This is a genomic window from Eggerthella timonensis (assembly GCF_900184265.1).
Taxonomy (GTDB): domain Bacteria; phylum Actinomycetota; class Coriobacteriia; order Coriobacteriales; family Eggerthellaceae; genus Eggerthella; species Eggerthella timonensis.
Genome location: NZ_FXXA01000002.1, coordinates 2,322,317 through 2,345,779, shown reverse-complemented (window position 1 = coordinate 2,345,779; position 23,463 = coordinate 2,322,317). Strand labels below are relative to the sequence as shown.

At 67.5% G+C, this 23,463-nt stretch carries 19 protein-coding genes; 2 read left to right on the top strand and 17 right to left on the bottom strand.

Translation table 11 applies throughout. The features are described from left to right. The first annotated feature begins 59 nt into the window (after window positions 1-59). Entirely contained in the window at window positions 60-1,493 is a 1,434-nt protein-coding gene (locus tag C1A15_RS17125; RefSeq protein WP_219618189.1) for a MerR family transcriptional regulator, read from the top strand. Between the two features lie 43 nt (window positions 1,494-1,536). Here C1A15_RS17125 and C1A15_RS09735 read toward each other — a convergent pair whose 3' ends face one another. The 6 genes from C1A15_RS09735 to thrH all read right to left on the bottom strand — a co-directional run bounded on the left by C1A15_RS09735 (window position 1,537) and on the right by thrH (window position 7,396). After that, window positions 1,537-1,803, bottom strand: a complete 267-nt coding sequence (locus C1A15_RS09735; protein WP_245864991.1) for a molybdopterin-binding protein — start codon at window positions 1,801-1,803, stop codon at window positions 1,537-1,539. Between the two features lie 8 nt (window positions 1,804-1,811). Beyond that, window positions 1,812-2,618 (bottom strand): molybdopterin-dependent oxidoreductase, encoded by an 807-nt coding sequence (locus C1A15_RS09730; RefSeq protein ID WP_101722381.1) that lies wholly within the window; start codon window positions 2,616-2,618, stop codon window positions 1,812-1,814. A 2-nt stretch (window positions 2,619-2,620) separates the two neighbouring features. Continuing rightward, window positions 2,621-4,222, bottom strand: a complete 1,602-nt coding sequence (locus C1A15_RS09725; RefSeq protein ID WP_101722380.1) for a molybdopterin-dependent oxidoreductase — start codon at window positions 4,220-4,222, stop codon at window positions 2,621-2,623. 271 nt (window positions 4,223-4,493) lie between these two features. Further along, window positions 4,494-5,834 (bottom strand): branched-chain amino acid transport system II carrier protein, encoded by a 1,341-nt coding sequence (gene brnQ / locus C1A15_RS09720; RefSeq protein WP_101722379.1) that lies wholly within the window; start codon window positions 5,832-5,834, stop codon window positions 4,494-4,496. Next, complete coding sequence (locus tag C1A15_RS09715) at window positions 5,827-6,615, bottom strand: rhomboid family intramembrane serine protease (RefSeq protein ID WP_101722378.1); 789 nt, start codon at window positions 6,613-6,615, stop codon at window positions 5,827-5,829. The genes brnQ and C1A15_RS09715 overlap by 8 nt, the downstream gene beginning before the upstream one ends. A gap of 178 nt (window positions 6,616-6,793) precedes the next feature. Further along, window positions 6,794-7,396 (bottom strand): bifunctional phosphoserine phosphatase/homoserine phosphotransferase ThrH, encoded by a 603-nt coding sequence (gene thrH / locus C1A15_RS09710; protein ID WP_101722377.1) that lies wholly within the window; start codon window positions 7,394-7,396, stop codon window positions 6,794-6,796. A 172-nt stretch (window positions 7,397-7,568) separates the two neighbouring features. On the opposite strand from thrH, the gene C1A15_RS09705 reads away from it, so the two are divergent. Continuing rightward, window positions 7,569-8,012: a zinc ribbon domain-containing protein gene (locus C1A15_RS09705; protein ID WP_101722376.1), complete on the top strand. Its 444-nt coding sequence runs from the start codon at window positions 7,569-7,571 to the stop codon at window positions 8,010-8,012. Between the two features lie 90 nt (window positions 8,013-8,102). Here C1A15_RS09705 and ettA read toward each other — a convergent pair whose 3' ends face one another. The 11 genes from ettA to C1A15_RS09650 form a co-directional block, all read right to left on the bottom strand. Beyond that, window positions 8,103-9,782: an energy-dependent translational throttle protein EttA gene (ettA, locus tag C1A15_RS09700; protein WP_101722375.1), complete on the bottom strand. Its 1,680-nt coding sequence runs from the start codon at window positions 9,780-9,782 to the stop codon at window positions 8,103-8,105. A gap of 105 nt (window positions 9,783-9,887) precedes the next feature. Beyond that, window positions 9,888-10,946 (bottom strand): nucleoid-associated protein, encoded by a 1,059-nt coding sequence (locus C1A15_RS09695; protein WP_101722374.1) that lies wholly within the window; start codon window positions 10,944-10,946, stop codon window positions 9,888-9,890. Between the two features lie 387 nt (window positions 10,947-11,333). Continuing rightward, a complete protein-coding gene (locus C1A15_RS09690; protein ID WP_101722373.1) occupies window positions 11,334-12,134 on the bottom strand; it encodes a ferric reductase-like transmembrane domain-containing protein in 801 nt (266 codons plus the stop codon). A 21-nt stretch (window positions 12,135-12,155) separates the two neighbouring features. Then, window positions 12,156-12,635: a hypothetical protein gene (locus C1A15_RS09685; RefSeq protein ID WP_146001843.1), complete on the bottom strand. Its 480-nt coding sequence runs from the start codon at window positions 12,633-12,635 to the stop codon at window positions 12,156-12,158. Between the two features lie 570 nt (window positions 12,636-13,205). Then, entirely contained in the window at window positions 13,206-14,960 is a 1,755-nt protein-coding gene (gene cydC, locus C1A15_RS09680; RefSeq protein WP_101722371.1) for a thiol reductant ABC exporter subunit CydC, read from the bottom strand. Next, window positions 14,957-16,684 (bottom strand): thiol reductant ABC exporter subunit CydD, encoded by a 1,728-nt coding sequence (gene cydD / locus C1A15_RS09675; protein ID WP_101722370.1) that lies wholly within the window; start codon window positions 16,682-16,684, stop codon window positions 14,957-14,959. Before cydD ends, cydC begins: the two co-directional genes overlap by 4 nt. Before the next feature lie 549 nt (window positions 16,685-17,233). After that, on the bottom strand, window positions 17,234-18,151 hold the full coding sequence (gene murB, locus C1A15_RS09670) for a UDP-N-acetylmuramate dehydrogenase (protein ID WP_101722369.1): 918 nt from the start codon (window positions 18,149-18,151) through the stop codon (window positions 17,234-17,236). Between the two features lie 121 nt (window positions 18,152-18,272). Next, on the bottom strand, window positions 18,273-19,421 hold the full coding sequence (locus C1A15_RS09665; RefSeq protein ID WP_101722368.1) for a GGDEF domain-containing protein: 1,149 nt from the start codon (window positions 19,419-19,421) through the stop codon (window positions 18,273-18,275). Window positions 19,422-19,436: 15 nt separating this feature from the next. Continuing rightward, on the bottom strand, window positions 19,437-20,921 hold the full coding sequence (locus C1A15_RS09660; RefSeq protein WP_101722367.1) for a helix-turn-helix transcriptional regulator: 1,485 nt from the start codon (window positions 20,919-20,921) through the stop codon (window positions 19,437-19,439). Between the two features lie 175 nt (window positions 20,922-21,096). Continuing rightward, window positions 21,097-21,363, bottom strand: a complete 267-nt coding sequence (locus C1A15_RS09655) for a twin-arginine translocase TatA/TatE family subunit (RefSeq protein ID WP_101722366.1) — start codon at window positions 21,361-21,363, stop codon at window positions 21,097-21,099. Window positions 21,364-21,541: 178 nt separating this feature from the next. Next, window positions 21,542-22,945 (bottom strand): NAD(P)/FAD-dependent oxidoreductase, encoded by a 1,404-nt coding sequence (locus tag C1A15_RS09650; RefSeq protein ID WP_101722365.1) that lies wholly within the window; start codon window positions 22,943-22,945, stop codon window positions 21,542-21,544. Window positions 22,946-23,463: the final 518 nt, after the last annotated feature.

Genomic DNA, 23,463 nt, shown 5'->3' with positions numbered 1-23,463 from the left:
GCCGGCCAGATCGGCTTGGCCATCGCGCGGCGCATGGGGTACGGCGTGACCATCGTGCCATGCTCGTGAACGCGACGGGCGTCTCGCCCAGCCAAGCTCCTGTCGAGGCCATCCTCGCGGTCGACCTCTACGGCACCGCCATGCTGCTGGAAGAGGTGGGCAAGGTCGTCAAGCGGGACGGCGCCGGCGTCACCATCTCGAGCCAGTCGGGACACCGCATGCCCGCGCTCGGCGCCGAGGTCGACGAGCTGCTGGCCACCACGCCTGCCGAAGAGCTGCTGGATCTGGACATCCTCCAACCGGAGAACATCGTCTACACGCTGCACGCCTACCAGCTGGCGAAGCGCTGCAACGAGAAGCGCGTGATGGCCGAAGCGGTGAAGTGGCCTCGTGGACGGCGGCGCCACCGCCTCGTACTTCTACGGCCCCCTGAAGCCGCAGAGCTAGCGCGGGCGGGCGCACGCGAGGTGACCACGCTTGCACGCGCCCTTCGCCATGCGCACGCGAGACGCCCCGTTCGTCCCAGGCACGGAATGCAGATGATATACAATGGCCCGAAGAGCAAAGGGGCTGCAAGCCCCAAGGGGAAACGACCGAAATACGAACGGGGCGAGGGGATGGAATATCTGACATCCGGCCAGATGGCGAAAGCGAACCGGATTTCCGAGAAGGCGTTGCGCGTGTATCAGGAGAAGGGGATCCTCATCCCCAAATACGTCGACGAGGCGACGGGACGGCGCTACTACGATATCCAGCAGTCGACCAAGTTGGACATGATCCTTCAATTGCAGCAAATAGGGTTCTCGCTCAACGAGATAAGCCGCATCGACGAGCTCAAGGATATGGGCTATCTCCAACAGGAGGCCGTCGAGCGGCTCGAAGCGATAAAAGAGCAGCAACGCGAGCTCGCCATAGCTCGTCAGGCGGCGGAAGGCCTTGTCGAAAGCTGCGCAACCTATCTGGATAAACCGATCATCGATCAGATCATGCTTGAGATGCTTCCCGTGCGCCATATCGTCAAATTCAAAGTTCCCGACCCGAAAAAACTGCGTGCGGGGGCTTCGTCGAGCACCGCCGAGCAATGGGAATGGGCAATGCGGCACGCGCGTCAGGAAGTATACGATCGAGGCTATCCTCACTCCCTTTTCCATGACCTCGGCGTCCTTATCCCAAAAGACAGCGTCGAAGAGCGCGAGCCTTCCAAAGAGCACATCTTCGCCTTCGTCAACGAATCGTTCGGAGCCTGTTTCGAGGACTCCGAGCCGTTGCCCGGCGGTGAGCACCTCACGCTGTACCTGGATCGAGCGTACGACGACGCGGGTCAAGAGCTGGACACCGATCGACTGATCCGTATGGCCGATTACGCACATAAGAAACATTTGGAATTGGCAGGGGACGTGTTCGGCGAGGTTCTTTGCCGCTACCCGCGATTCTTCAACATCGGCGAGAACCTGCTCTACCGGTTCTGTGCGCCGGTGAGGCCCGCACGATAGAGTTGCGCCTGGGACGCGCGAAAGTGTCCCAGGCGCGTCCATGTCACGCGACGGTGAATTCCGCGAACGCGGCTTCGGGGCTCGCCGCGCCCTCATCGTTCACCGAACGAACCTTCAAGACGTAACATCCCGGCTCCTCGGGAGCGTAATCAAACGTCCATCCCACATTTTGAAAATCGTTCGTCTCGGGAGTTTCGTACGTGGTCCAGGTGGCACCATCGTCGAGCGAGAATTGGATCGCGACGATGGCGTGACCGAAATCATAAGCCGACCCCTTGAACCGCATGGGATGTCCCACGCGTCCGTTCATGTGCGCAATCATCGTGATTCGCCGCCATAGGTGACACTGACGTTCGGCAGGTTAGCACGCTCAGCTTCTTCGGTTCCAGGAACAGGAGGAGGGGTTTGGCGCGTCTCGATGTCGATGGATACGATATCGCGCGCGAAATAGAACGCGGAGGTCGATCCGAGCCACAGCTGGTTGGTGCCGCCTATCGAGTCTTCGAGAGGAGCCTCGTTCAAGGTGCTCGCAATCAGCGCATAATGATGCCGCATGTAGAACAGCGGCAGCGCCACTTCGTAACCGTCGGAAGACGTGAACACGATCGTATTGGCACCTTCGTTCGGCCGCGCCGTCTCGAGTATCGTCTGTAGAGGGACGCCCTCCACTTCGGCGTTCGCGCTCGCCGTCCCGCCGGCAGGATTCCCGCCACACGAGCATCCCATGACGACATGCTGCGCGCCTTTTTCGGCAAGCTCATTCAGCGTGGCGCTGAAAGCGTTCTCCACTTCCCCGCCAATCGAGATGATCCACGCTCCTGCAGGCCTACTCCCTTCCGCACGGTGTGCCGTCTCCGCGAAGCTCGAACCACAAAGACGCGCGCTCGCCTTGCCGAGCGCTCGCGCGATAGCGTCTTTCGAAGCGAGGGTATCCTGATCAAAAGAAAACGCTCCCTCGACGTTCGAAACGGTTTTCCGCGCGCCACCAAACTGCGATGCATCGACGGCGGCTATCTCTGGCTGGGCAGTCTCCTGGGCGAAAGCCAACGTCGCGCCCGCTCCCATCGATCCCAACATCAGGGCCGAGCCCGCAACGCCTGCGATCCTTCTCATCCTCTGCTCCACGGTTACTTCGCCTCGCTTTCGTATGCCGACACATCGTTCTTCGCCACGATCATCTTCTCCACAGGAGCCGCCGACTCGTCTCGACCGGTGTACGGTGCGATCGTGGTGACACGCCCCGTCTCGCTTACCGCGCGAACCGCTATGCAATAGGCCGACTCCTCGGTTGGAGTGAAAGTGTATTCCCACGTCACCCAATTCAGCGTTGAGGTGTCGGGGGTATCGAAGCGCTTCCACGTCTTGCCACGATCAAGCGATATCTCCATCGCAGCGATGGACTCGTTCCACCCATCGGCATAACCGCGAACCGTGAAAGGCTCTCCTACCTCGACGATCTGGCCTTCATACACGCCGAACACGCCAACGCCCGGCTTGCCGTAGTAGTTTCCGCTGTAATCGACCTTCCCCTCTGAGCGCGCCGAATCTTCTCCCGACTGCAGGATGAAGTCGGAGCAGCATTTGATGTCGGCATCCGCCGCCACGCCGCCCGACATGAGCATGCAGGGGTATCCGTGCAGCCACGAAAGAGGCTCGCCGTCGATCTGATAGACGATCATAGCCTCTTGCTCGATGAAGTGGTCGATTTCGCGAGCGGAGCCGTAGCCCTTTCCACCGCTCGACACCACGCGCAGCACGTTCGCTGCATCGGTCATGCCGACCCGGTCGAGCAGCCAGCTCAGCGGTATGCCGGTGACCTCAACCTGGCCGACGAGCGGGCCGCCTATAGGATTGGCCAGACAGTTGAGCTTCATGGCCTTCGTCTCGACGGGAGCCTCCGCAATCAAATCGGTCAGCTTGAAGGTAACCGGCTTCTCCACCTCTCCTGAGAACGTGAGCGTCCAATCTTCGAACATCTGCTGGTCCAAGGGATCGTCGTTCTTCACGTGATCCCAGATCTCGTAATCGACGGCATCGTAGTGCAGCCACGTCACATCGAACAGGTCGGACTGGCCGATGGTCTCATCGGTGCGGTACGAGAAGCCCTCTTCCATGTCACCCTCTGCAATATCGGTGAATCCGCGGAGCTGCTGATGCTTCACCGCATCCCAAAGCTGCATACCTGAGCCGTCGTTCGTGGCGTTGTGACAGTTCTGACACTCCGCGTAGCCGGTCTCTTCGTGGATGCCGTGGATCAGCGTCCCGAACGACTTCTGGTTGGTCGTCGCGCCGCTCTCGGTGTGGCAGGCGAAGCACATGTCCACGGTAACCTCCACGCCGAGCGTGTTCTGCAGCTCCACATGCCCATACGGCATATTGGCCACGGTTTTCGCGAGGTCTTCGTGACACGCGTTGCAGCCTTTTGCGTCGGCTTTGAGGAAGTAGGTGTTGTACGGCACGTTCTCGTCGGGATGGTGGTACACCGCCGTCGCGTCGCTCGACGCGGAAACGTCCTCGCTCGGCGTTCGCTGGATTGTCACGCCGTTCTCAAGCGTCTTCACAACCGGATCGTACAAATCATACTCAGCCGCGCTGATAGGCTCTACGTCCGTCCCACTGGAACCCGCGGCCTTTTCCTGCGCCTGCGGGGCGCAGCCGGCGGCCACGAGCGCACCTGCCGTTGCCGCAACGACGAGCCCGCTGGCAAGCCATTTTTTCCGAATCTTCATGCGTCTCCCTTCTCCTTGTTCTTCTCGGAAGGGCGCCTTTCGCAGCGGCGATGCCGCATCGGCCCCTTTCCCCAAGGAGCATTCTGCCTCCTTCCCCACGGGCGGAAGCAATAGCGGATTTCGCCTGATTTCGAAGGATGTTCGGGCGGTTCGGGGCCGCAAGGCCCAACAGGGGCAGGTCACTCCGCCTAAAACGCCTGATCGGTTTTCGCAGTTGCAGCCCGACAGGAGACGAACCTGCCCCTACGGCAGGCTATCCCGGCTTCGCGTTCTACGCCCGCCGCACGAGGCGCTTGCGCTCCCTGAACGACCAGGCCGCGCCGATCGCGGCGCCTACGAGCGCGGGCAGCAGCCATCCGAGGCCGGCATCGGCGAATGGGAGGGCGTCGAGAGCCAGCCAGAGCCCCGGGGCGAACGCGTCGCGCAACCCGACGGCGACGCTGTAGGCCGCCGTCGTCAGCACGGCCCACGGCCACATGCGCGGCAACCTATCGCAGCGCCTGCGCACGAGCCCCATCGCCACGAGCACGATGGCCGGCGGGTAGAGCGCGCCGAGCAGAGGTGCCGAGAACGCGAGGATGGCGTCGAGCCCCACGAGCGACACCGCGCAGCTGAACACGGCGAACGCCGCCGCCCATGCAGGGAGCGGGATGCGTGGGAAGGCCTCGGAGAAGTATTCCGAGCAGCACGAGATGAGCCCCGTGCACACGTTGAGGCACGCCAGCAGGAAGATGGCCGCTACGATGACGGTGCCCGCGGCGCCGAAGTGCGCGCTCGCCGACGCGGTGAGGATGGACGCGCCGTTGGCCGCGTCGGGCATCGAGGACGCCATCGTCGCGCCCACGAACGCCAGCCCGCAGTAGATCGCCATCATGAGCGCGCCGGCGATGAGGCCCGCGCCCGAGATGGAGCCCGCCACGCGCTTCGGATCGCGCACGCCCAGCTCGCGCACGTTCGCAGCCACCACGATGCCGAAGCACAGCGCCGCAAGCAGGTCCATGGTCTGGTACCCCGTGAGGAAGCCGTGCGACACGGGGCTCGCGTCATAGGGCGCGTGCGGCTGCGACGAGAAGTCTGCGCCGCCCAGCAGCGAGGCGCCCACCACGAGCACGATGAGCGCGATGAGGGCCGGTGCGGAGAAGCGCCCGAGCACGCGCGACAGCAGGCCGGGCCGCAGCGCCAACGCGAACGCGACGGCGAAGAACGCCGCCGAGAACGCGATCGCCGCGATGTCGAGACCCGCCGCGTCGGTTGCGGGCAGCAAGGGCTTCAGCATCTCGAAGGCGGTCGAGGAGGTGCGCGGGATGGCGAGGAACGGCCCGATGGTGAGGTACATGAGCCCGATGAACACCGAGGCGAACAGCGGGCTCACGCGCCCGGCCAGCTCGCGCACGCCGCCGCACACGGCAACCGCCACGATGCCGAGCACCGGCAGCCCGATGCCCGCCGCGAGGAAACCCGTCATGGCCGGTACAGCCGCGCCGCCCGCCTGCAGGCCCAGCAGCGGCGGCAGGATGAGGTTGCCCGCACCGAAAAACATCGAGAACAGCATGCCTCCCACCGCCAGCAGCTGAGCCGGCCGCAGACCGGCGGCGCGGCGCTCGCTAGACACCGAGCACTCCCTGCGACGCGAGCAGCCAGACGAGCGCCGCCGCCCACAGCATGGCCACGACGATGCGCACGGGCGTCGGCACGCGCAGGTTCTTCGCGGGGATCATGAACATGGCGATGAGGCCGCCCAGCGCGCCTCCGAGGTGCCCGCTCACGGAGATGCTGGGCATGAGCAGCGTGTACACCACGTTGATGCCGATCACCGCGAGCATGCTCTTGCTGTACTGCGCGAAGAACGAGCGGTTCCCTTTGTGCAGCAACCCCAGCAGCGCCACGGCAATGAACAGGCCGAACACGCTGGTGGAAGCTCCGGCGCTCACGGACGCGCCGGTGCCCAGAACCACGTCGGCCGCGTAGGACACGGCGTTGCCCGTGATGCCGGCGATGAAGTACAGCGCGAGGTAGTTCCCCTTGCCCAGCACGCGCTCGAGCACCTCGCCGACGCTGAACAGCGCCACCATGTTGAAGCCGAGGTGCATGAGGTCCATGTGCAGGAACATGGGCGTGACGAAGCGGTACAGGTCGGCCGGCGATTGGATGAGCGGCGCGTACATCGCGCCCATGTCGACGAGGGTGCGCGTGGAGATGTCGACGCGCATGCCTGACAGCAGCACCTCGACCGCGAACACGAGCACGTTGATCGCGATGAGCGCGAGCGTGACGATACGGTAGCGGTTGCGCTCGAAGAAGCTCGGCTGGTTGTTCGCCATCATCCGCTTCAGCTGCTCGTCGTCGATGACCCGCCTCGGCTCTCCCACCGGCTCGTTCACCTTGTATGGCACGTCTGTCTCCTCGATCGTGTGTTGGTTCGCTCGAACCGGAACATACTACCACGAGGAGCCGGGCGGTCACCGTTTTGAAGCATTCCGCCCCGCCAGTCGTTCGTCGAATCGACACACACGCGGAAAGGGGCGCGCCGAAGCCCGCCCCTTGCTCGATGCGCTACGCGAAGCTCTCCCCCTAAGCCAGGGCCCCCGCGATGGCGGCCATGAGCTCGTCGTACTCCTCAAAGGCCGGCAGATCGGGGTTGTCGGCCTTGATGGAGTCGGGGCTCTTGAACAAAAAGCCCGCCTTGCTGGCGCGGATCATCCCCAGGTCGTTATGGCTGTCGCCCGCCGCGATGGTGTCGAAGCCGCACGACTGCAGCGCGCGCACCGTGGTGAGCTTGGATTCCGGGCAGCGCATGCGGAACCCGCTGATGGACCCGTCGTCGGCCACCTCCAGCTCGTTGCAGAAGATGGTCGGCCAGCCCAGCTTCTCCATGAGGGGCTGGGCGAACTGGGTGAACGTGTCGCTGATGATGATGGCCTGCGTCGTGGCGCGCAGCTCGTCGAGGAACTCCTTCGCGCCCGGCAGCGGGTCGATGCGCGCGATGGTCTCCTGGATCTCCACGAGGCCCAGGCCGTGCTGCCTGAGGATGTCCAGGCGGTAGTTCATGAGCTTGTCGTAATCGGGCTCGTCGCGCGTCGTGCGCTTGAGCTGCGCGATGCCGGTCTCCTCCGCAAACGCGATCCAAATCTCCGGCACCAGCACGCCTTCCAGATCCAGGCAGGTTACGTACATCTCTCGTCTCCTTCTCGGTCGCGCACGACCGCTCAGCAGGCTTCTCCGTCTCGTCGTGCCATCATACCCGGAAACGCCCGTGACCGCCCGCCGCAACGCTTTGTTTCTTTACGGCAGGCGCGCTCGCATGGTTCAATGGTCGCGCCGCATCCATCCGACGAAAGGAACCCCCGTGGTCATCGGAGACGCCCTCATCCGCATCCGCAAGGAACGCAACCTCACCCAGGAAGAGCTTGCGCGCAAGCTCTTCGTCACCCGCCAGGCCGTCTCGCGCTGGGAGAACGGCGAGACCTCGCCCGGCATCGACATGTGCAAGCTCATCGCCGCCACCTGCGACGTGCCCGTCACGCTGCTGCTGGAGATGCCCGACGGCGACTTCTGCCAGAGCTGCGGCATGCCGTTCTTCCAGGAGAAGGACCACGGCACCGAGGCGGACGGCTCGCCGTCGGGCGAGTTCTGCTCGTGGTGCTACGCGGACGGCTCGTTCATCCGGGACGAGACGCTCGAGGAGCTCATCGAGCGCTGCGCGCCGGGCATGGCCGAGACGTGCCACATCACGCGCGACGAGGCCGTGTCGTTCATGGGAGCGCTGCTGCCCACGCTCAAGCGCTGGTAGCGCGCCCGTCCTGAAGCGCAGCGAGGCCCCGGGATCCCGGGGCCTCGTCAGAATGTCCCAAATGGGGACTGTCCCCGTTTGGGACATGCGCTAGTTGCGGGTGAGCTTGCGATGGACGCGGTGGGGCTTGGCGGCCTCCTCGCCGAGGCGCTCGATGCGGTTCTTCTGGTAGGACTCGAAGTTGCCCTCGAACCAGTGCCAGTTCCCCGGGTTCTCGTCGGTGCCCTCCCACGCCAGGATGTGCGTGGCGATGCGGTCGAGGAACCAGCGGTCGTGGCTGACCACCACGGCGCAGCCCGAGAACGCCAGCAGCGCCTCCTCCAGGCTCTCGAGCGTCTCCACATCGAGGTCGTTCGTGGGCTCGTCGAGCAGCAGGAGGTTGCCGCCCTGCTTGAGCGTGAGCGCCAGGTTCAGGCGGTTGCGCTCGCCGCCCGACAGCACGCCGGCCGGCTTCTGCTGGTCGGGGCCCTTGAAGCCGAAGCTGGCCACGTAGGCGCGGCTGGGGATCTCCTGGTCGCCCACCTTCATGTAGTCGAGGCCGTCGGACACGACCTCCCACAGCTTCTTGTTCGGGTCGATGCCCTCGCGGTTCTGGTCGACGTAGGAGATGCTCACCGACTCGCCGATCTCCAGCTCGCCGCCCGAGAGGGGCTCGAGCCCCACGATGGTCTTGAACAGCGTGGTCTTGCCCACGCCGTTCGGGCCGATCACGCCCACGATGCCGCCCTGCGGCAGCGTGAAGGACAGGTCGTCGATGAGCACGCGGTCGCCGAACGCCTTGTGCAGGTGCTTCGCCTCGATCACCTTCGCGCCCAAGCGCGGCGGCACGGGGATGGTGATGTCGGACACGCTCGTCTTCTCGAACGAGCGCGCCTCGGCCGCCATCTGCTCGTAGCGCTCGATGCGGGCCTTGCTCTTGGCTTGGCGCGCCTTGGGGCTCGAACGCACCCACTCCAGCTCGGAGCGCAGGCGCTTCGCCAGCTTGTCCTCGCGCTGGCCCTGGCCCTCCAGGCGGGCGGCCTTCGTCTCGAGGTACGTGGAGTAGTTGCCCTTGTAGGGGAACAGCTGGCCGCGGTCCACCTCGCAGATCCACTCGGCCACGTTGTCGAGGAAGTAGCGGTCGTGCGTGACGGCCAGCACCGCGCCGGGGTAGGTGCGCAGGAACTGTTCGAGCCACAGCACCGACTCGGCGTCAAGGTGGTTGGTGGGCTCGTCCAGCAGCAGCAGGTCGGGGGCTTGCAGCAGCAGCTTGCACAGCGCCACGCGGCGGCGCTCGCCGCCGGACAGCACGTTCACGGGCATGTCGGGTTCGGGGCACTGCAGCGCGTCCATGGCCTGCGACAGCTGGCTGTCGAGGTCCCATCCGTTCGCCGCGTCGATGGCGTCTTGCAGCTCGCCCATCTCGGCCATGAGCGCGTCGAAGTCGGCGTCGGGCTCGGCCATTTCCTCGCCGATCTTGTTGAAGCGGTCGATCTTGGCCTTGACCTCGCCAAACGCCTGCTCGATGTTCTCGATGACCGTCTTGTCCTCGTCGAGCGGCGGCTCCTGCTGCAAGATGCCCACCGTGTAGCCGGGCGAGAGGCGCGCCTCGCCGTTCGAAACCTCTTCGATGCCCGCCATGATCTTGAGCAGCGTCGACTTGCCCATGCCGTTCGGGCCCACCACGCCGATCTTCGCGCCCGGATAGAACGACAGCGACACGTCGTCGAGGATGACCTTGTCGCCGTGCGCCTTGCGCGCCTGGTACATTTGGTAGATGAATTCTGCCATCGGGTTGCTCCTGTTCTGAATGGTTCGCCCCATTGTCTCACACGGGGCCGCCGCGCGGAAGCGCGAAGGCCCCGCGCGGCGAATGACGGATGCCGCCTTTCCGCCCTAGCGGTTCTCGATGCGGCCGATGTTCTTGAGCTCGATGTTGATGAGGCCGTTCGGGCCGCTCACGAACTCGATGAAGTCGGGGTTCTCGCCGTACTCGGCCGGGAACGTGATGTCGATGCCCGTGTCGGTGCGGATCTTGTGGTTCTTCGCCACGCGCTTGGCCACGCTCTTCTCCACCACGACGCGCTCGGGCAGCGCCTCCTCGGCGAGCGCCTCCTCGAAACGCTTCTGCAGCGGCTCGTCGTCGAACACCTCTTCGCCGAGATCCCACGGGGCCAGCTCGTCGGACTCCGCAGCGTTCTCGGCCACGTAGCTCTTCGCCTTCGACACCGCAACGGCCGAGTTGGCGCCGTACTCCTCGGCGACCTCCTCCACGATGCGCGTCACCGTGTCGAACACCTCCTTGCTCGATGCCTCCATCGAGCATTGCAGCAGGCCGTCGGGGATGAGCCAGCGGTTCTCGCCGGCGATGGTGCGCTCCTTGTCGCTGAACGACACCGACAGCGTCTTCGACTCGATGACCGCGAACGACGGCACCTTCTGCGAGGGGTTCGGCAGGATGGCGTGATGGCGCGCGATGTCGTTGCGCTGCGCGCCGCTCTCGCCGTAGCCCACCTCGTGCATGTAGGCCTGCTTGGCCTCCAGCAGCATGAACGCGAAGTAGCGCTTTCCGCGCGCCTCGTAGGCGGCTTCGGCCTCCTCGTCGGTCATCTCCCGCACCGTGTTGTCGGGGTCGGCCTCGAAGTCGAGCACCAGCAGGTCGGCGGACTCGGTCTTCTCCATGCGCCCCAGCTCCCCGACGATGTACTCGGCCACCTGGACGGACAGGTCGACGAACTCGCGTTGGCCGCGGAAGTAGCTGCGCAGCTCCTCGGCGAACATGCTGTTCTCGGCGAACTCGCCGCGCTTGCTGTCCATGTTGCCGAGCGCCTTCTTCGCGTGGCTCGTCACATAGCGTTTGGCGTTCTTGCTCGAAAGGTCGAGCTCCTCTTGGGCGTACACGTTGACGCACGACACGAAGTCGAAAACGTGCAGGATCGCATGGTTGATCTTCATGAAGCCTCTCTTGCGCTCTGTTCGATTGAAATTGTCGCGAACGCTCAGGATACCGGAAACGAGGGCCGCTCGGCGCGAAGATCGGAGAATCATCAGATGCGGATGCGCAGACGCAGACGGTGGGCTGTTCCGGCGAGATCGATCGAAATGGCAGGATATTCCCCTATTGGCAAGCCGGATGAGGAAAGCGCGTCTTGCATGTCGGAAGCTTTCGGAGAACAGCCAGGTCGCAGGCTCGCGAAGACAGGCATGGCATGAACAGATCCGAGCAGGCTTGCCAATAGGGGAATATCCTGCCAAAAAGCCACGTGGAGGGAACGCCTGCCGTACCCAACGACCGCGCTTCCGACGGCGTGCGCCGAACAGGAAGCCGGGGCGCCTCTCGTCCTACCCTGCGAGCGCGGCCGCGCGGCGCGCCCTGTCCCGCGCGCGCTTGCGCAGACGCAGCACCGCATAGCCCGCTCCGAGCGCCAGGTACAGCCAGGCGGTGGCCACCTGCCCCGCGAAGGTAGCGAGCCAACCGGCGGGATCGGCTGCGAACGCCGCCGACGCGGCCAGCCCGTCATAAGGGTAGCCGTACAGCGCGTGCCCCACCGCCAGCAGGAACCCTTGCGCCGCCATGAGGATGACGAACGGGTACGCCAGCAGCTGCGTGCGCTTCCATGCCTTCGCCGACAGCCGCCTGCGCACGACCTTGAACGAGGTGATCCACGGCACGAGGAACGTCAGCGTCAGCGGCACGCCCACGATCACCGCCGCCGCAAACATGAGCGAGGCCGTCGGCTGGCCCCAGACGCGCTCCCACATCGGCGTCAGCGACAGCGTGAAGAACCCGACGACGCGCACGAGGTGCGCCGCGATGACGATGCCGCCGATGACGGACAGCTCCGAGCGGACGGACAGCAGGCGCTTGACCCACGGCGTGCGGTCGAGCGCGCCCGCGAACATCACGACGAAGTAGAGGCAGACGCCCGTGTAGGCCGACGTGGCCAACTGCACGGCCGCGTCGAGCGCGGGCGAGGCGAAAACGGGATCGAACCAGGCGACCAGCGCGCACAGGACCGCCCATGCCAGGTAGAACGGCCCCGGATGGAGCCGCAGCGGCTTCGCGCACGCGAGGGCGAAGGCCAGCACGAACGGGGCGACCTGCAGCAGGTTGGGAACGAACGCGGGGACGAACGGAAGCATGAGGGGCCTCTTCTCTCGGGGTCAGGCGTTGTCGAAGCGCGCGAGCCGGGCCTCGAACCAAGCGGGCTTCTCGATAGAGCGCGCCACGAGGGGGAACGAGCCGGCGTCGGCGGCCGGGCTCGCCACCACCACGGCGTGGCCGTCGGGGATGCCGGCCGGGAACAGCACGAGCTGCGCGCACGACACGGTGCCGGTCTCCCCCGCCTCGATGCCGCTCTTCGCGAACGGGCCGTCGAGCTCCCACGGCAGCGCGCGAACCTCCAAGCTGTCCGCATCCGCGTCCTTCGACACCACCTCCAGGAGCGTGTAGGCGAACGCGCCGTCGAGCTCCGGAAGCGCCTCGTCGCCGGCCTGCCGCGCGGCGGGCGCGCCGTCGCTCGGCGCGGCGGCGCAGGCCGCCAGGCCGAGCGCGCACGCGAGCGCGAGGAGAACGTCGAAAGCGGTGATCGAGCCGCGCCGCGCAAACGCTCCCCACCGCGATCGTTCCGCGCTCTCCCCCATGGCCGCCTTCACCTCCTCGTTCCCCGCCTTTTCATGTCAGGGGAACCATACCGCACAGGCGCGACGACATCCGTTGCAAATACAACAGCGCGCCGAGCGGCGCCGATGCGCGGGAAAACCCCGCGGAACCCGGTCGCATCGCCCTGCGACAAATGTTTCACGTGAAATATTTGTTCTGATTCCCCGTTCGACGCACGATCCCCGACAGATCGCCCTCCTCCTCCGGACGGGGCTGCGGGCCGCGGCGTGGCCCGCCATGCGCAGTTTTCACCCAAATGTTGCAGATACGGGCCCTTGCAGCCCCCACGCCTTCCCGATTGGAAGCGTTTCCCCAGGTCGCCCTCAGCCGCGCTGCCCTGTGCCGCGCCCCGGAGCGCAAAACCGCAACATTTGGGTGAGAACTGCACGGAAACGAGGGTTCACGCAGGAACAGGAGGCGCCCCGACCATCGCACGTCGTGCGAGTTCTTCGACGAAGCGGTCGACCGCATGCGCCCTCGCGCCCGAGGACGCCGCCGCCCTGCTGCCCGCGCTCGCCTAACGCCACGCGCGCCCGTTCCCGCACGCGCCCCTACCCTGCCGCCTCGCCGCGGTCGAAGGCGAGCAGGCGGCGATAGCGCTCGCTCGTGCGCGCGAGCTCGTCGGGCGCGCCGTCGAGCGCGATGCGGCCGTCCTCCACGAACACGACGCGGTCCATCGCGCCCACGCCGGCCAAGTGGTGGGTGATCATGATCACCGTCTTGCCCGCCAGCGCCTCGAACAGGGTGTCGAGCAGCGCGCGCTCGGTGAGGGGGTCCAGGCCCACCGTGGGCTCGTCGAGGATGACGACGGGGACGTCCTGCAGCAGCACGCGCGCGAGCGCGACACGATGGCGCTCGCCGCCCGAGAAGCGCAGGCCCGCCTCGTCCACCATCGTGTCGAGGCCCTGGTCAAGACGCTCGACCAGCGGCCGTAGCCCCACCTTGTCGAGCGCGTCCCACAAATCCTCGTCGGAGGCGTCCTCGCGCCCGAGGCGCAGATTGTCGGCGAGCGTCATGTTGAACAGGTACGTGCGCTGCTGGATCACGCCGATCCACCGCGCCGCCCCGTCGCCGAGTTCGGCCGTCGGCGCGCCGCCCAGCGTCACGCCGCCCGCGTTCGGCCGCACGTCGCCGCGCACGAGCGAGGCGAGCGTGGACTTGCCCGCACCGCTGCGGCCCAGCACGGCCACGCGCTGGCCCTGCGGCACCGTCAGGCTCACGTCGCTCAGCACGGCCCGCTCGGCGCCGGGATAGCGGTACGCCGCATGCTCCACGCGCACGTCGAAGGGGGCAGTCGGCTCGCACGCGGGCGCGTCGTCCTCCGCAGGAGCGGGCAGGTCGTTCAGGCGTGCGATGGAGTCGCGGTAGGCGCCGGCTTCCACGGCCGCCGACGACAGCGGCGCGAACGCGTCGATGAGCGGGAAGAAGCCCAGCACGAACGCGGCGATCCAGTTGGCGGCGTCGCCGCCCTCCGGCCCGAAGCGGCCGCCCGCCCACACGAGCAGCAGCACCGCGCACAGGCCGAACAGGGCCTGCAGCACGAGGTCGCGGCGGCGTCCGAAGCGCTCCATGCGCTCCTGGACGGCGCGCATCTGCCGTTCGCGCTCCTTGTGGCGCGTGAGGTACTCGTCGCCGCGACCGGCGAACACCCAGTCCGACACGCCCAGCACGTTGTCGGCCAGCTCGGCGTACAGCTCGTTCTTCATCTGCTTGTGGCGGGCCTGGCGCGCCGCGTTGGCAAGCACCGACACGAGCGGCACGAGGAACACCGCCACGCCCAGCACGAGCAGCATCGCCAGCGCGAGCCAAAGCGAGAACCAGCCCAGGCACGCGACGAGCACGACGTAGAGCAGCCACGCCACCACCGTGGGGAACACCGTGCGCAGATACAGGTTCTGGATGTGCCCGATGTCCTCGGCCAACAGGCCCAGCACGTCGCCCGTGCGGTGCGTGGCGCGGAAGAACACCGCGTCGCGCTCGAGGGCGCGGTACAGCTTGAGCCTGAGGCCGCTCGTCATGCGGAGCACCCAGTCATGGCTGGTCAGGCGCTCGAGGTATTGCAGGATGGGCTTGCCCACGCCGAAGATGCGCACGAAGATGAGCGGCAGGTGCAGAAACAGGATGGTCTCGGCCACGGCCGACGCGCTCACGAGGTAGCCCGAGGTCACCATCAGCGCCGAGGCGAACCCGAACGTCAGCAGCCCCAGCACAAGCGCCAGCGCGAGCGCCTTGCGGTAGCGGAAGAAGAACGGCTTCACCCAGGCGTCGCGGCGCAGCGCGCCCGCAAGGCTTTCCGGACGGCTCATCGCGGGCCCCCTTCCGCCTGCGCCGCCAGGCGCGCGAAGGCGCCGCCGCGGGCGGCGAGCTCCGACGGCGCGCCGAACTCGACCGCGTGCCCGTCCTCCATGACCAGCACCGCGTCCATGTCGTGCACCCAGTGCAGCCGGTGCGTGGCGAAGAACACGAGGCGGCCCTCCATGAGCGGCAGCATGCGCTCCTTCAGCTCCAGCTCGGTCTCGATGTCGAGATGGGCCGTGGGCTCGTCGAACAAGAGGATGCGCCGCGAGCGGTCGAGCAGCGCGCGGGCGAGCGCGATGCGCTGCTTCTCGCCGCCCGACAGCGCGCGGGCGCCTTCGCCCACGAGCGTTTCCAGGCCCTCGGGCAGCTCGGCCACGAGGTCTTCCAGGCCCACGACGCGCACGGCCCGCTCGACGTCCTCGTCGCCGGCGTCCGGTCGGTAGAACACGATGTTCTCGCGCAGGGTCGCGTGGAACAGGTAGGGGTCCTGCGGGATGTAGAGCACCTGGCGCTGCCACGAGGGATCGCGCAGGTCGGCGAGCCCCCGCCCCGCCGCGCGCACCGTGCCCGCGCTGGGCGCGGAGAAGCCGCCCAGCAGGTTCACGAGCGTGCTCTTGCCCGAGCCGCTCGCGCCGATCACGCCGATGCGCGCGAAGCCGCGCACGTCGAAGGTGACGCCCGACAGCGCCTCGTGCTCGGGATACGAGAAGCCCACGCCGTCGAGCTCGAGGACGGCGTCCTCTCTCCACGCGGGAACGGCGCACGCCGCGCGCCCGCCGTCGCCGGACGCCGCCGACGCGATGATCGCCTGGATGGAGGCCAGCGCGTTCTTGCCGTCGAGCGAGGCATGGTAGTCGCTCGCGAACTCGCGGATGGGCTTGAAGTACTCGGGCACGAGCACGAGCACGAACAGAGCCGGGAAGAAGGCGATCGAGCCGTCCACCAGGCGGAATCCCAGCATGATGGCCACGGCCGCCAACGATAGCGTGGAAATGAGGTCGAGCACCGAGCCGGACAGCGTGGCGATGCGCAGCGTCTTCACCGTGGCTTCGCGGAAGCGCTCGCTCACCTCGAAGATGCGCTCCCCGTGGCTCTTGCCCCGGCCGAGCAGCTTGAGCGTGTCGATGCCGCGCATCGAGTCGATGAAGTGGTTGGACAGCCGTTGGTACTCCTCGTGCTGCAGCGATGCCGCCGCCTTCGCCGTCGCGCCGATGAGGCCCATGTAGAACACGATGACCGGGTACATCACGAGCATGATCACGCCCGACACCCAGTCGACCGGGAACACGCATACGAGCACCACGAACGGCACGACCACCACGCACACGATCTTCGGCAGGATGAGGCGCAGGTACGTTTCCACCTGGTCGATGCCCTCGAGCACGAGCGCGGTGACGCTGCCGGTGCCCGTCTCCTGCACGATGCGCGCGCCTTGGCCGAACACCGCCTGCAACAGCTTGCGGCGCAGCTCGTCGATGCGCGCGTAGGCGTAGCGGTCGAGGTAGGAGTCCTGGGCGTAGCGAACGCCTTGGCCGCCTACGAAGCAGGCGAAGAACAGGGCGACGAGCATCCCTTGGTCGGCGAGCGGCGCGCCCTCCCACAGATGCACGATGGCGCTGGCGAGCGCCCACGCCTGGCCGACCACGAGCAGCGCGCGCGCCGTCGCGAGCGCCACCAGCGCCACAAGCGCCCCGCGGATGCCCTCCAGCGCGAACAACGCCCGATCGATCATGCAGAAGCCCCCTCGTATCGTAATATGTTATATCAATAGTAACATTTCAGGAGGATACCGTGCAAGTGGGTATTCCCGCGCGGCGCCCCACGGCCCGACGCACCGTCCGGCACCAGCGCGTCCTTTGCCGCGCGGGTCGCGCAGAGCGCCCGCGCGAATCGGCGCACCGCACGCCGGCCGGTCTGCAAGGATCGCCCGCGCCAAAACGGCGGCCGAACCCATCCCGCACACGGTCACGGCGCCCGGCGCCTCCGCACTCGCGAAGCCCGCCTCGCGTCATGTCCGGCGCCGCCGACGCCTCCGACGCCTCCGCGTCCGCGAGTCCCGGCGTCCCGACGCCCGCAAGCCTCCGCGCGCACGCGCTCCGCGCCGCCGCGCCCCGGCGCCCGCGAGTTTCCGCATCCCGGCACCCGCAAAGGCCCCGCAGCCGCGCATCGCGCAGGCGATCGCTCCGCGCTGCTCCTCGTGCCGCTCTCCACTCACGAACAAGTGTTTCACGTGAAACACTTGTTCGCTTGTCGCGGGACATTGCGACAGGCGGCCGGCCGCCTACTCCTCGAAGCCCCACATGCGCACTTCGGGCTCGAGGCGCACGCCGGCGCTCGCGTGCACGCGCTCCTGCACGTCGGCGATGAGCCGGCGCACGTCGGCGGCCGTGGCGCCGCCCGCGTTCACCACGAAGCCCGTGTGCTTCTCCGACACCTGCGCGCCGCCCACCCGCAAGCCGCGCAGGCCCGCCTCCTGGACGAGCTGCCCGACGAAGAACCCCTCGGGACGCTTGAAGGTGCTGCCGGCGCTCGGCAGCTCGAGCGGCTGCTTCTCGGCGCGGCGCCGCGCGAGGTCGTCCATGCGCTCCTGGATGGCGCGCGGGTCGTCGGGTGTCAGGCGCAGCGTGGCGCCCAGCACCACATAGCCGGCGGCGTCCATCATGGAGTGGCGGTACGACCACTGGGCGCGCTCGGCGTCCACGTCCACCAGCTCGCCCTCGGGCGTGAGGCAGCGCACCTCCTCGGCCACGTCCTTGAACTCGCCGCCGTAGGCGCCCGCGTTCATGATGGCCGCGCCGCCCACGGTGCCCGGGATGCCGCAGGCGAACTCGTAGCCCGCGAGCCCCTCGGCGCACGCGCGCCGCGCCACGTCCTCGTTCGACGCGCCCGCCTCCACGCGCATCCGCGCGCCATCGACCTCGATCCGCGACAGGTTCTCCGCGATGCGGACCACGACGCAGCGCAGCCCCTCGTCGGCCACCAGCACGTCCGAGCCGCGGCCCATCACGCGCACCGGCGCGCCCGCGCGGCGGCACGCGGCCAGCGCCGCGCCCACCTCGTCGACGGTCCGGGGCTCCACGACGCAGTCGGCCGGGCCGCCGATGCGAAACGTGGTGAGCTCGGCCATCGGCACGTCGAGGTGCGCGCACCCGTCCTCGAACAGGCCCGCCAGCACATCCCTCAGCGTTTCCCGATCCACAGCGCATGTCCTTCCCGTCGCGCGGCCCGCAGGCCGCGTTGTGCGTATCGCACCATGGTAGCGCATATCGGGCGATCGAGCACGTCGCGCGCCCGGCGCACGCGAGCGGCGCGGGCGCGCGCTAGCGCACGGCCCTCGCGCGCTGCTTCTCCTCGTACATGCGCCGGTCGGCGCGCAGCAGCAGGTCCTCCACGCGCTCCCCCGGCAGCCGCAGCGCCCACCCGACGGACATCGACAGCGGCCACCCTTCCGCCCGGTGCCGCGCGCAGAACGCGCGGATGCGCTCGGCGACGGCTGCCGCGCGCTCCTCGTCGAGGTCGAAGTAGCAGGCCGCGAACTCGTCGCCGCCCACGCGGTACACCGCCCCCGCGTCCGCGCACGCCTCGGCCAGGACGGCCGCCGCGCGCTTGATGAGCTCGTCGCCCGCGGCGTGGCCGCGCGTGTCGTTCATGCCCTTCAGGCCGTCGAGGTCGGCCGAGACGATGCCGGCGCACGCGCGCCCCTCGCTGCGCTCCCAGTTCGCGACGTCCACCTCGAAGGCGTTGCGGTTCTTGAGCCCGGTGAGGTAGTCGGTGTTCGCCATGTCGCGGTACCACGGGTTCGACACGCGCCTGAAGGCGAAGAACGCGATGGCGATGGCCAGCAGGCAGAACGCCACGGCGATCGCCGGCGTGCCGAGGCGCACGATGCGGAACGTCTCGTACTGGCGCTGGGCGTCGAACTCGATGCCGAGGACGCCGACGACCTCGCCGCCCTCGTGGACGGGGTAGTAGGTCACGAAGACGTAGCCCCAGCCGGTGTCCTTGATGTCGGCAGGGTACACCACCTCGCCGGCGAGAGCGCGCTCCATGTCGGGGACGATCTCCTCCTCGATGGGGGCGCCCGGCTCGCGGAAGTCCTCGCTCTCGTGAGGCAGGCCGTCCACGACGTAGACGAAGCCGCCCTCGTCGTCGCGCTTGGCGGTGTAGAGGTAGCGCACGCCCGTGGACTCGCGCACGGCCTTGAACGCCTCCTTCATCGCGCGGTAGGATTCGTCCTCCATGTCCTCGGCGGCATCGATGCCCGTGAACGTGGCCGTGTCCAGCGCGTCGTCGACGTAGCCCTCGATGCTGTCGGAGCGCTCCCTGAGCGTCTCGATCATCTCATGGTAGGTCACGGAGTAGTTGAACGCGTACACGCACAGAAACGACAGCGCCACCACCACGGCGACGATGATGCACACCTGGACGTCGACCCTGCTCAACCCGAGCTTCGCATACCGTTTCCCCATGTTCGCCCCGTCTCGTCAGGAGCCGTTCGACAGCTCATGCACCGTGCGCTCGCCCAGGTCGATGAGCTCCTGGCGGCCGTGCATGCCCGTCTTCGTGTAGATGCGCCGCAAATGCGTGTCCACCGTGCTCTTCGAGATGAAGAACTCGGCGGCGATGCGCTCGCCCGTGCGCCCCTTGAGCGCGAGCGGCAAGACCTCGGCCTCGCGCTTCGACAGGCCGTAGGTGGAGGCGATGAGGCGGCAGGCGTCGTCGAAGCGGTCGGCGTCGCGCACGATGACCGACAGGGCGCGGAAGTCGCGCTCGGTGAACAGGAACAGGTAGGCGTACAGCGCGGCGAGGCCGGCGAACGCCGCCACGGCGTAGGGCACCTGCCCGGCCGGTTCCAAGAGCTCGATGCCGTTGCCGCAGGCGATGCCCGCCATCTCGCCCACGTACAGCGCGGCGAACCCGCGCGCGAACGACACGGCGGCGTCCTGCCCCGTGATCTTGGCCATGACGAGGAACAGCGACACGAGCACGAAGGTGAGCCCGAGGTAGCCCGCCAGCACGATGGCCTCGCCCGGCACGCCGAACGACTTCAGCACGGGCACGAACAGGAAGCCGGCCATCATCACGAGCACGGCAAGACGGTACACGCCGTCGAGCGGCCCGTCCGCAGCCGCCCCCTCCTTGCCCTTGCCGAGCCCGCCGGCGGCCAGCAACTGCAGCGCCGCGACGCAGAACAGGATGAGCAGCAGCAGGCTGGCGAGCACCGTGGGCGTCGAGGCCATGCCGGGGTCGGATCCGAACGTCTCCATGAAGCCGGCGGCCAGGCCGAACAGCACGGTGCCGGCGATGATCTTCTTCGAGAGCCGCGCCGTCTCGTCGCGCTGCTCCTTCGTGGCCAGCAGGTCGCCGAACGACAGCGGCCCGCCCTCGGAACGGGCGTCGCGCGAGGCGTCGCGGGCGGGCAGCAGGCCGCGCAGGGCCAGCGCGCTGCCGAGGGGCAGCAGCTTGAGCGCGAAGAGCGCCTGGGGGACGGGAATCGCGGCCATGACCAGGCAGACGCCCGCCGCCACTGCTGCGGCGACGAACACCTCGGGCACCGAGTCGCTCACCGGCCGACGGCCGAGCGCGCGGCCCCACGCGGCCAGCATGAGACCCGCCGGCACGCCCACGAGCAAGCTCTCCAGCACGATGCCGTGGCTGCCGTCGCCCGCGATGACCGGCATGAGCGAGCCCAGCACGAGCAGCCCGGCGTAGCACCACACGAGCGGTCGCGATAGCAGCGCGTCGCGCGCCCGCGGCGAGGCGAGGCGCAGCAGGGCGAACGAGAGCAGCATGCACAGCAGCGTGCCCAGCAGGTCGGCGCGCTCGAAGGCGAACGGCCCGTCGCCGAACGCGCGGTTCTCGCCCATGTAGAACAGCGAGAACACGAACGCCTCGTTGCAGACGAAGCCGCCGATCACCCGCGCCGAGCGCGAATCGCCCAACCTGCCAGCGCGCAAGCCGAATTGCACGTGCTCCCCCTTCGCATCCTGATTGATGCTCCCATGATAGCCGAGTTGCACGCCGGCTTGCCGTATCCCGCCGCGCCCTCCTCAAAATGCGCAACCGCCCGCGGCACGGATGCCGCGGGCGGTTGCGGGCGCGAGGGAGGGAGGGTTCGCGCCCGTAAAGGGAAGGGTGGGTAGGTTATGCGACCTTCTCGGCCTTCTTGGCCACTTTGACGGTCTTCTTGGGAGCGGCGGCGGGAGCCGCCTCCTCGACGACTTCTTCGACGATCTCTTCCTCGTCCTCGGCTTCGACGAGCTTCTCGCCGCCGCCGAGGCCCTCGCGCAGGCTCTTCACGGTCTTGCCCACCGACGCGCCGAGCTTCGGAAGGTTCTTGGGGCCGAAGATGAGCAGAATGACGGCGAGGATGATGAGGAGCTCGGGAACCCCCATGCCTAAGATTTTCATGTGCGCCTCCTACAGCGTGTCGGTGGCGCGCGCCTCGCTGGGGAGCCGCCGCCGGTTTCAACGAGGCCCAGTATGCCCCGAAACCGGCGGCGCGCCTATCGTGCAGACGCATGATTTTATGCGCATCGCCGCACCAACCCGTGTCATGCAAACGGGGTACGTTATGCGTCGTGCCTGATCACAGCTCATCGGCCACGATACGCCCCGCAAGCCACCCCATGACGCTCGCCATCATGAGCCCGCGCGTCCATCCGCTGGAATCGCCGAGGCACTGCAGGTTGCGAACGCTCGTGAGGAACCGCTCGTCCATCTTCACGCGGTTGCTGTAGAACTTGAGCTCGGGCGAGTACAAGAGCGTCTCCTGCGCGGCGAACCCCGGCACCACCTCGTCCACGGCCAGCATGAAGTTGAGGATGTTCGTCATGGCGCGGTACGGCATGGCGGCCGTGATGTCGCCCGCCACCGCGTCGGCCAGCGTGGGCGCCACGTTCGAGCGCGCGAGCTCCTTCTCCCAGGTGCGCTTGCCGTCGAGGATGTCGCCGAAGCGCTGCACGAGGATGCGGCCGTCGCCTAGCATGTTCGTGAGCTCGCCCACCTTCTGCGCGTAGGCGATGGGCTGGTCGAAGGGATGCGAGAAGTTCTGCGAGCACAGGATGGCCAGGTTCGTGTTCGGCGACTTGCGCTCCTTGTAGGAATGCCCGTTCACCACGGCCAGGCCGCCGTCGTAGTTCTCCTGGCTCACGAAGCCGCCGGGGTTCTGGCAGAACGTGCGCACCTTGTTCTTGAAGGGCTGGGGATAGCCGATGAGCTTGCTCTCGTACAGCACGTCGTTGACCGTCTCCATCACCTCGTTGCGCCCCTCCACGCGCACGCCGATGTCGACGGGGCCGGGCGCGTGGGCGATGCGGTGCTCGCGGCACATGCGCTCGAGCCAGTCGGCGCCGCGCCGGCCCGTGGCCACCACGGTGCGCCGCGCGCGGATCTCGCCCGGGCCGTCCGGGCCCGCGACGCGCACGCCGCGGCACTCGTCCCCCTCGATGAGCACCTGGGTGCATTCCGTGCGGAAGAGCAGGTCCACGCCCGCATCCCGCAGGTGGTGCTCGATGCGGGCGTACAGGTCGTGCGCGCGCTCGGTGCCGAGGTGGCGCAGCGGGCAGTCCACCAGCTTGAGGCCCGCCTTGATGGCGCGCCGCCGGATCTCGTCAACCTCGGGCTTGCGCTCGGCGCCCTCCACGCGCCCGTCGGCGCCGAAGCCCAGGTACACGCCGTCCACCTCGTCGATAGCGGCCTGCTCGGCCTCGCGCCCGACGAGGTCGGGAAGGTCGCCGCCCACGTCGGGAGACAGCGACAGCTTCCCGTCCGAGAACGCCCCCGCGCCCGAGAAGCCCGTCGTGATGCGACAAGGCTCACAGTTCGCGCACGGCGCGCCCGCCTGCTTCGGGCAGGCGCGGTCCTCCACGGCGAGGCCCTTGTCCACCATGACGATGCGCCCCGCGAAGCCGCGCTCGAGCAGCGCGAGCGAGCAGAAGATGCCGGCCGGTCCCGCCCCTACGATGACCACGTCGGTGTCGATGGTTCGCATGTTGCCTCCTCGCGTTCGCCCCGCCGCGGCTCGACGAGGCTCGAATGTCCGACGACCATTGTACCCCTCTTGTCGACGAAGAGACGATCCTCGCCCACAGCGCTTCCAGGGCCGGCCGGGCGGGTCGCAGACCCGCTTCGCCCACGCGGCCGCGCGGCGGCGTGGGGAAACGGCCCGAAAATGCAATGTGCACGAGTTATGCACATGCGCGGAAGCGTATCGCACGGCATATTCGCCCAGACTACCTTTTCCACCTGGGACTTCTCCGAAGGGCCCGTCGCACGGAGACGCCGGCGGCCTGGTTTTCCGCGAAGCGGGCGCGCAAAACGAAGGGACCTTGCATTTTCGGGCGTTTTTCCGAACGCGGGCGCGCAAAACGAAGGGACTTTGCACCTGCAACGAAGAACGTCCTGCGCGCCCGCTTCTACGCCCGCAGCCCCCCACATGGAGGATTTTTGAACCTCCTGTGGCGGTTCGCAGAGCATTGGCGCGAGGACGAGCTGCGGCGTTGCCGTTTT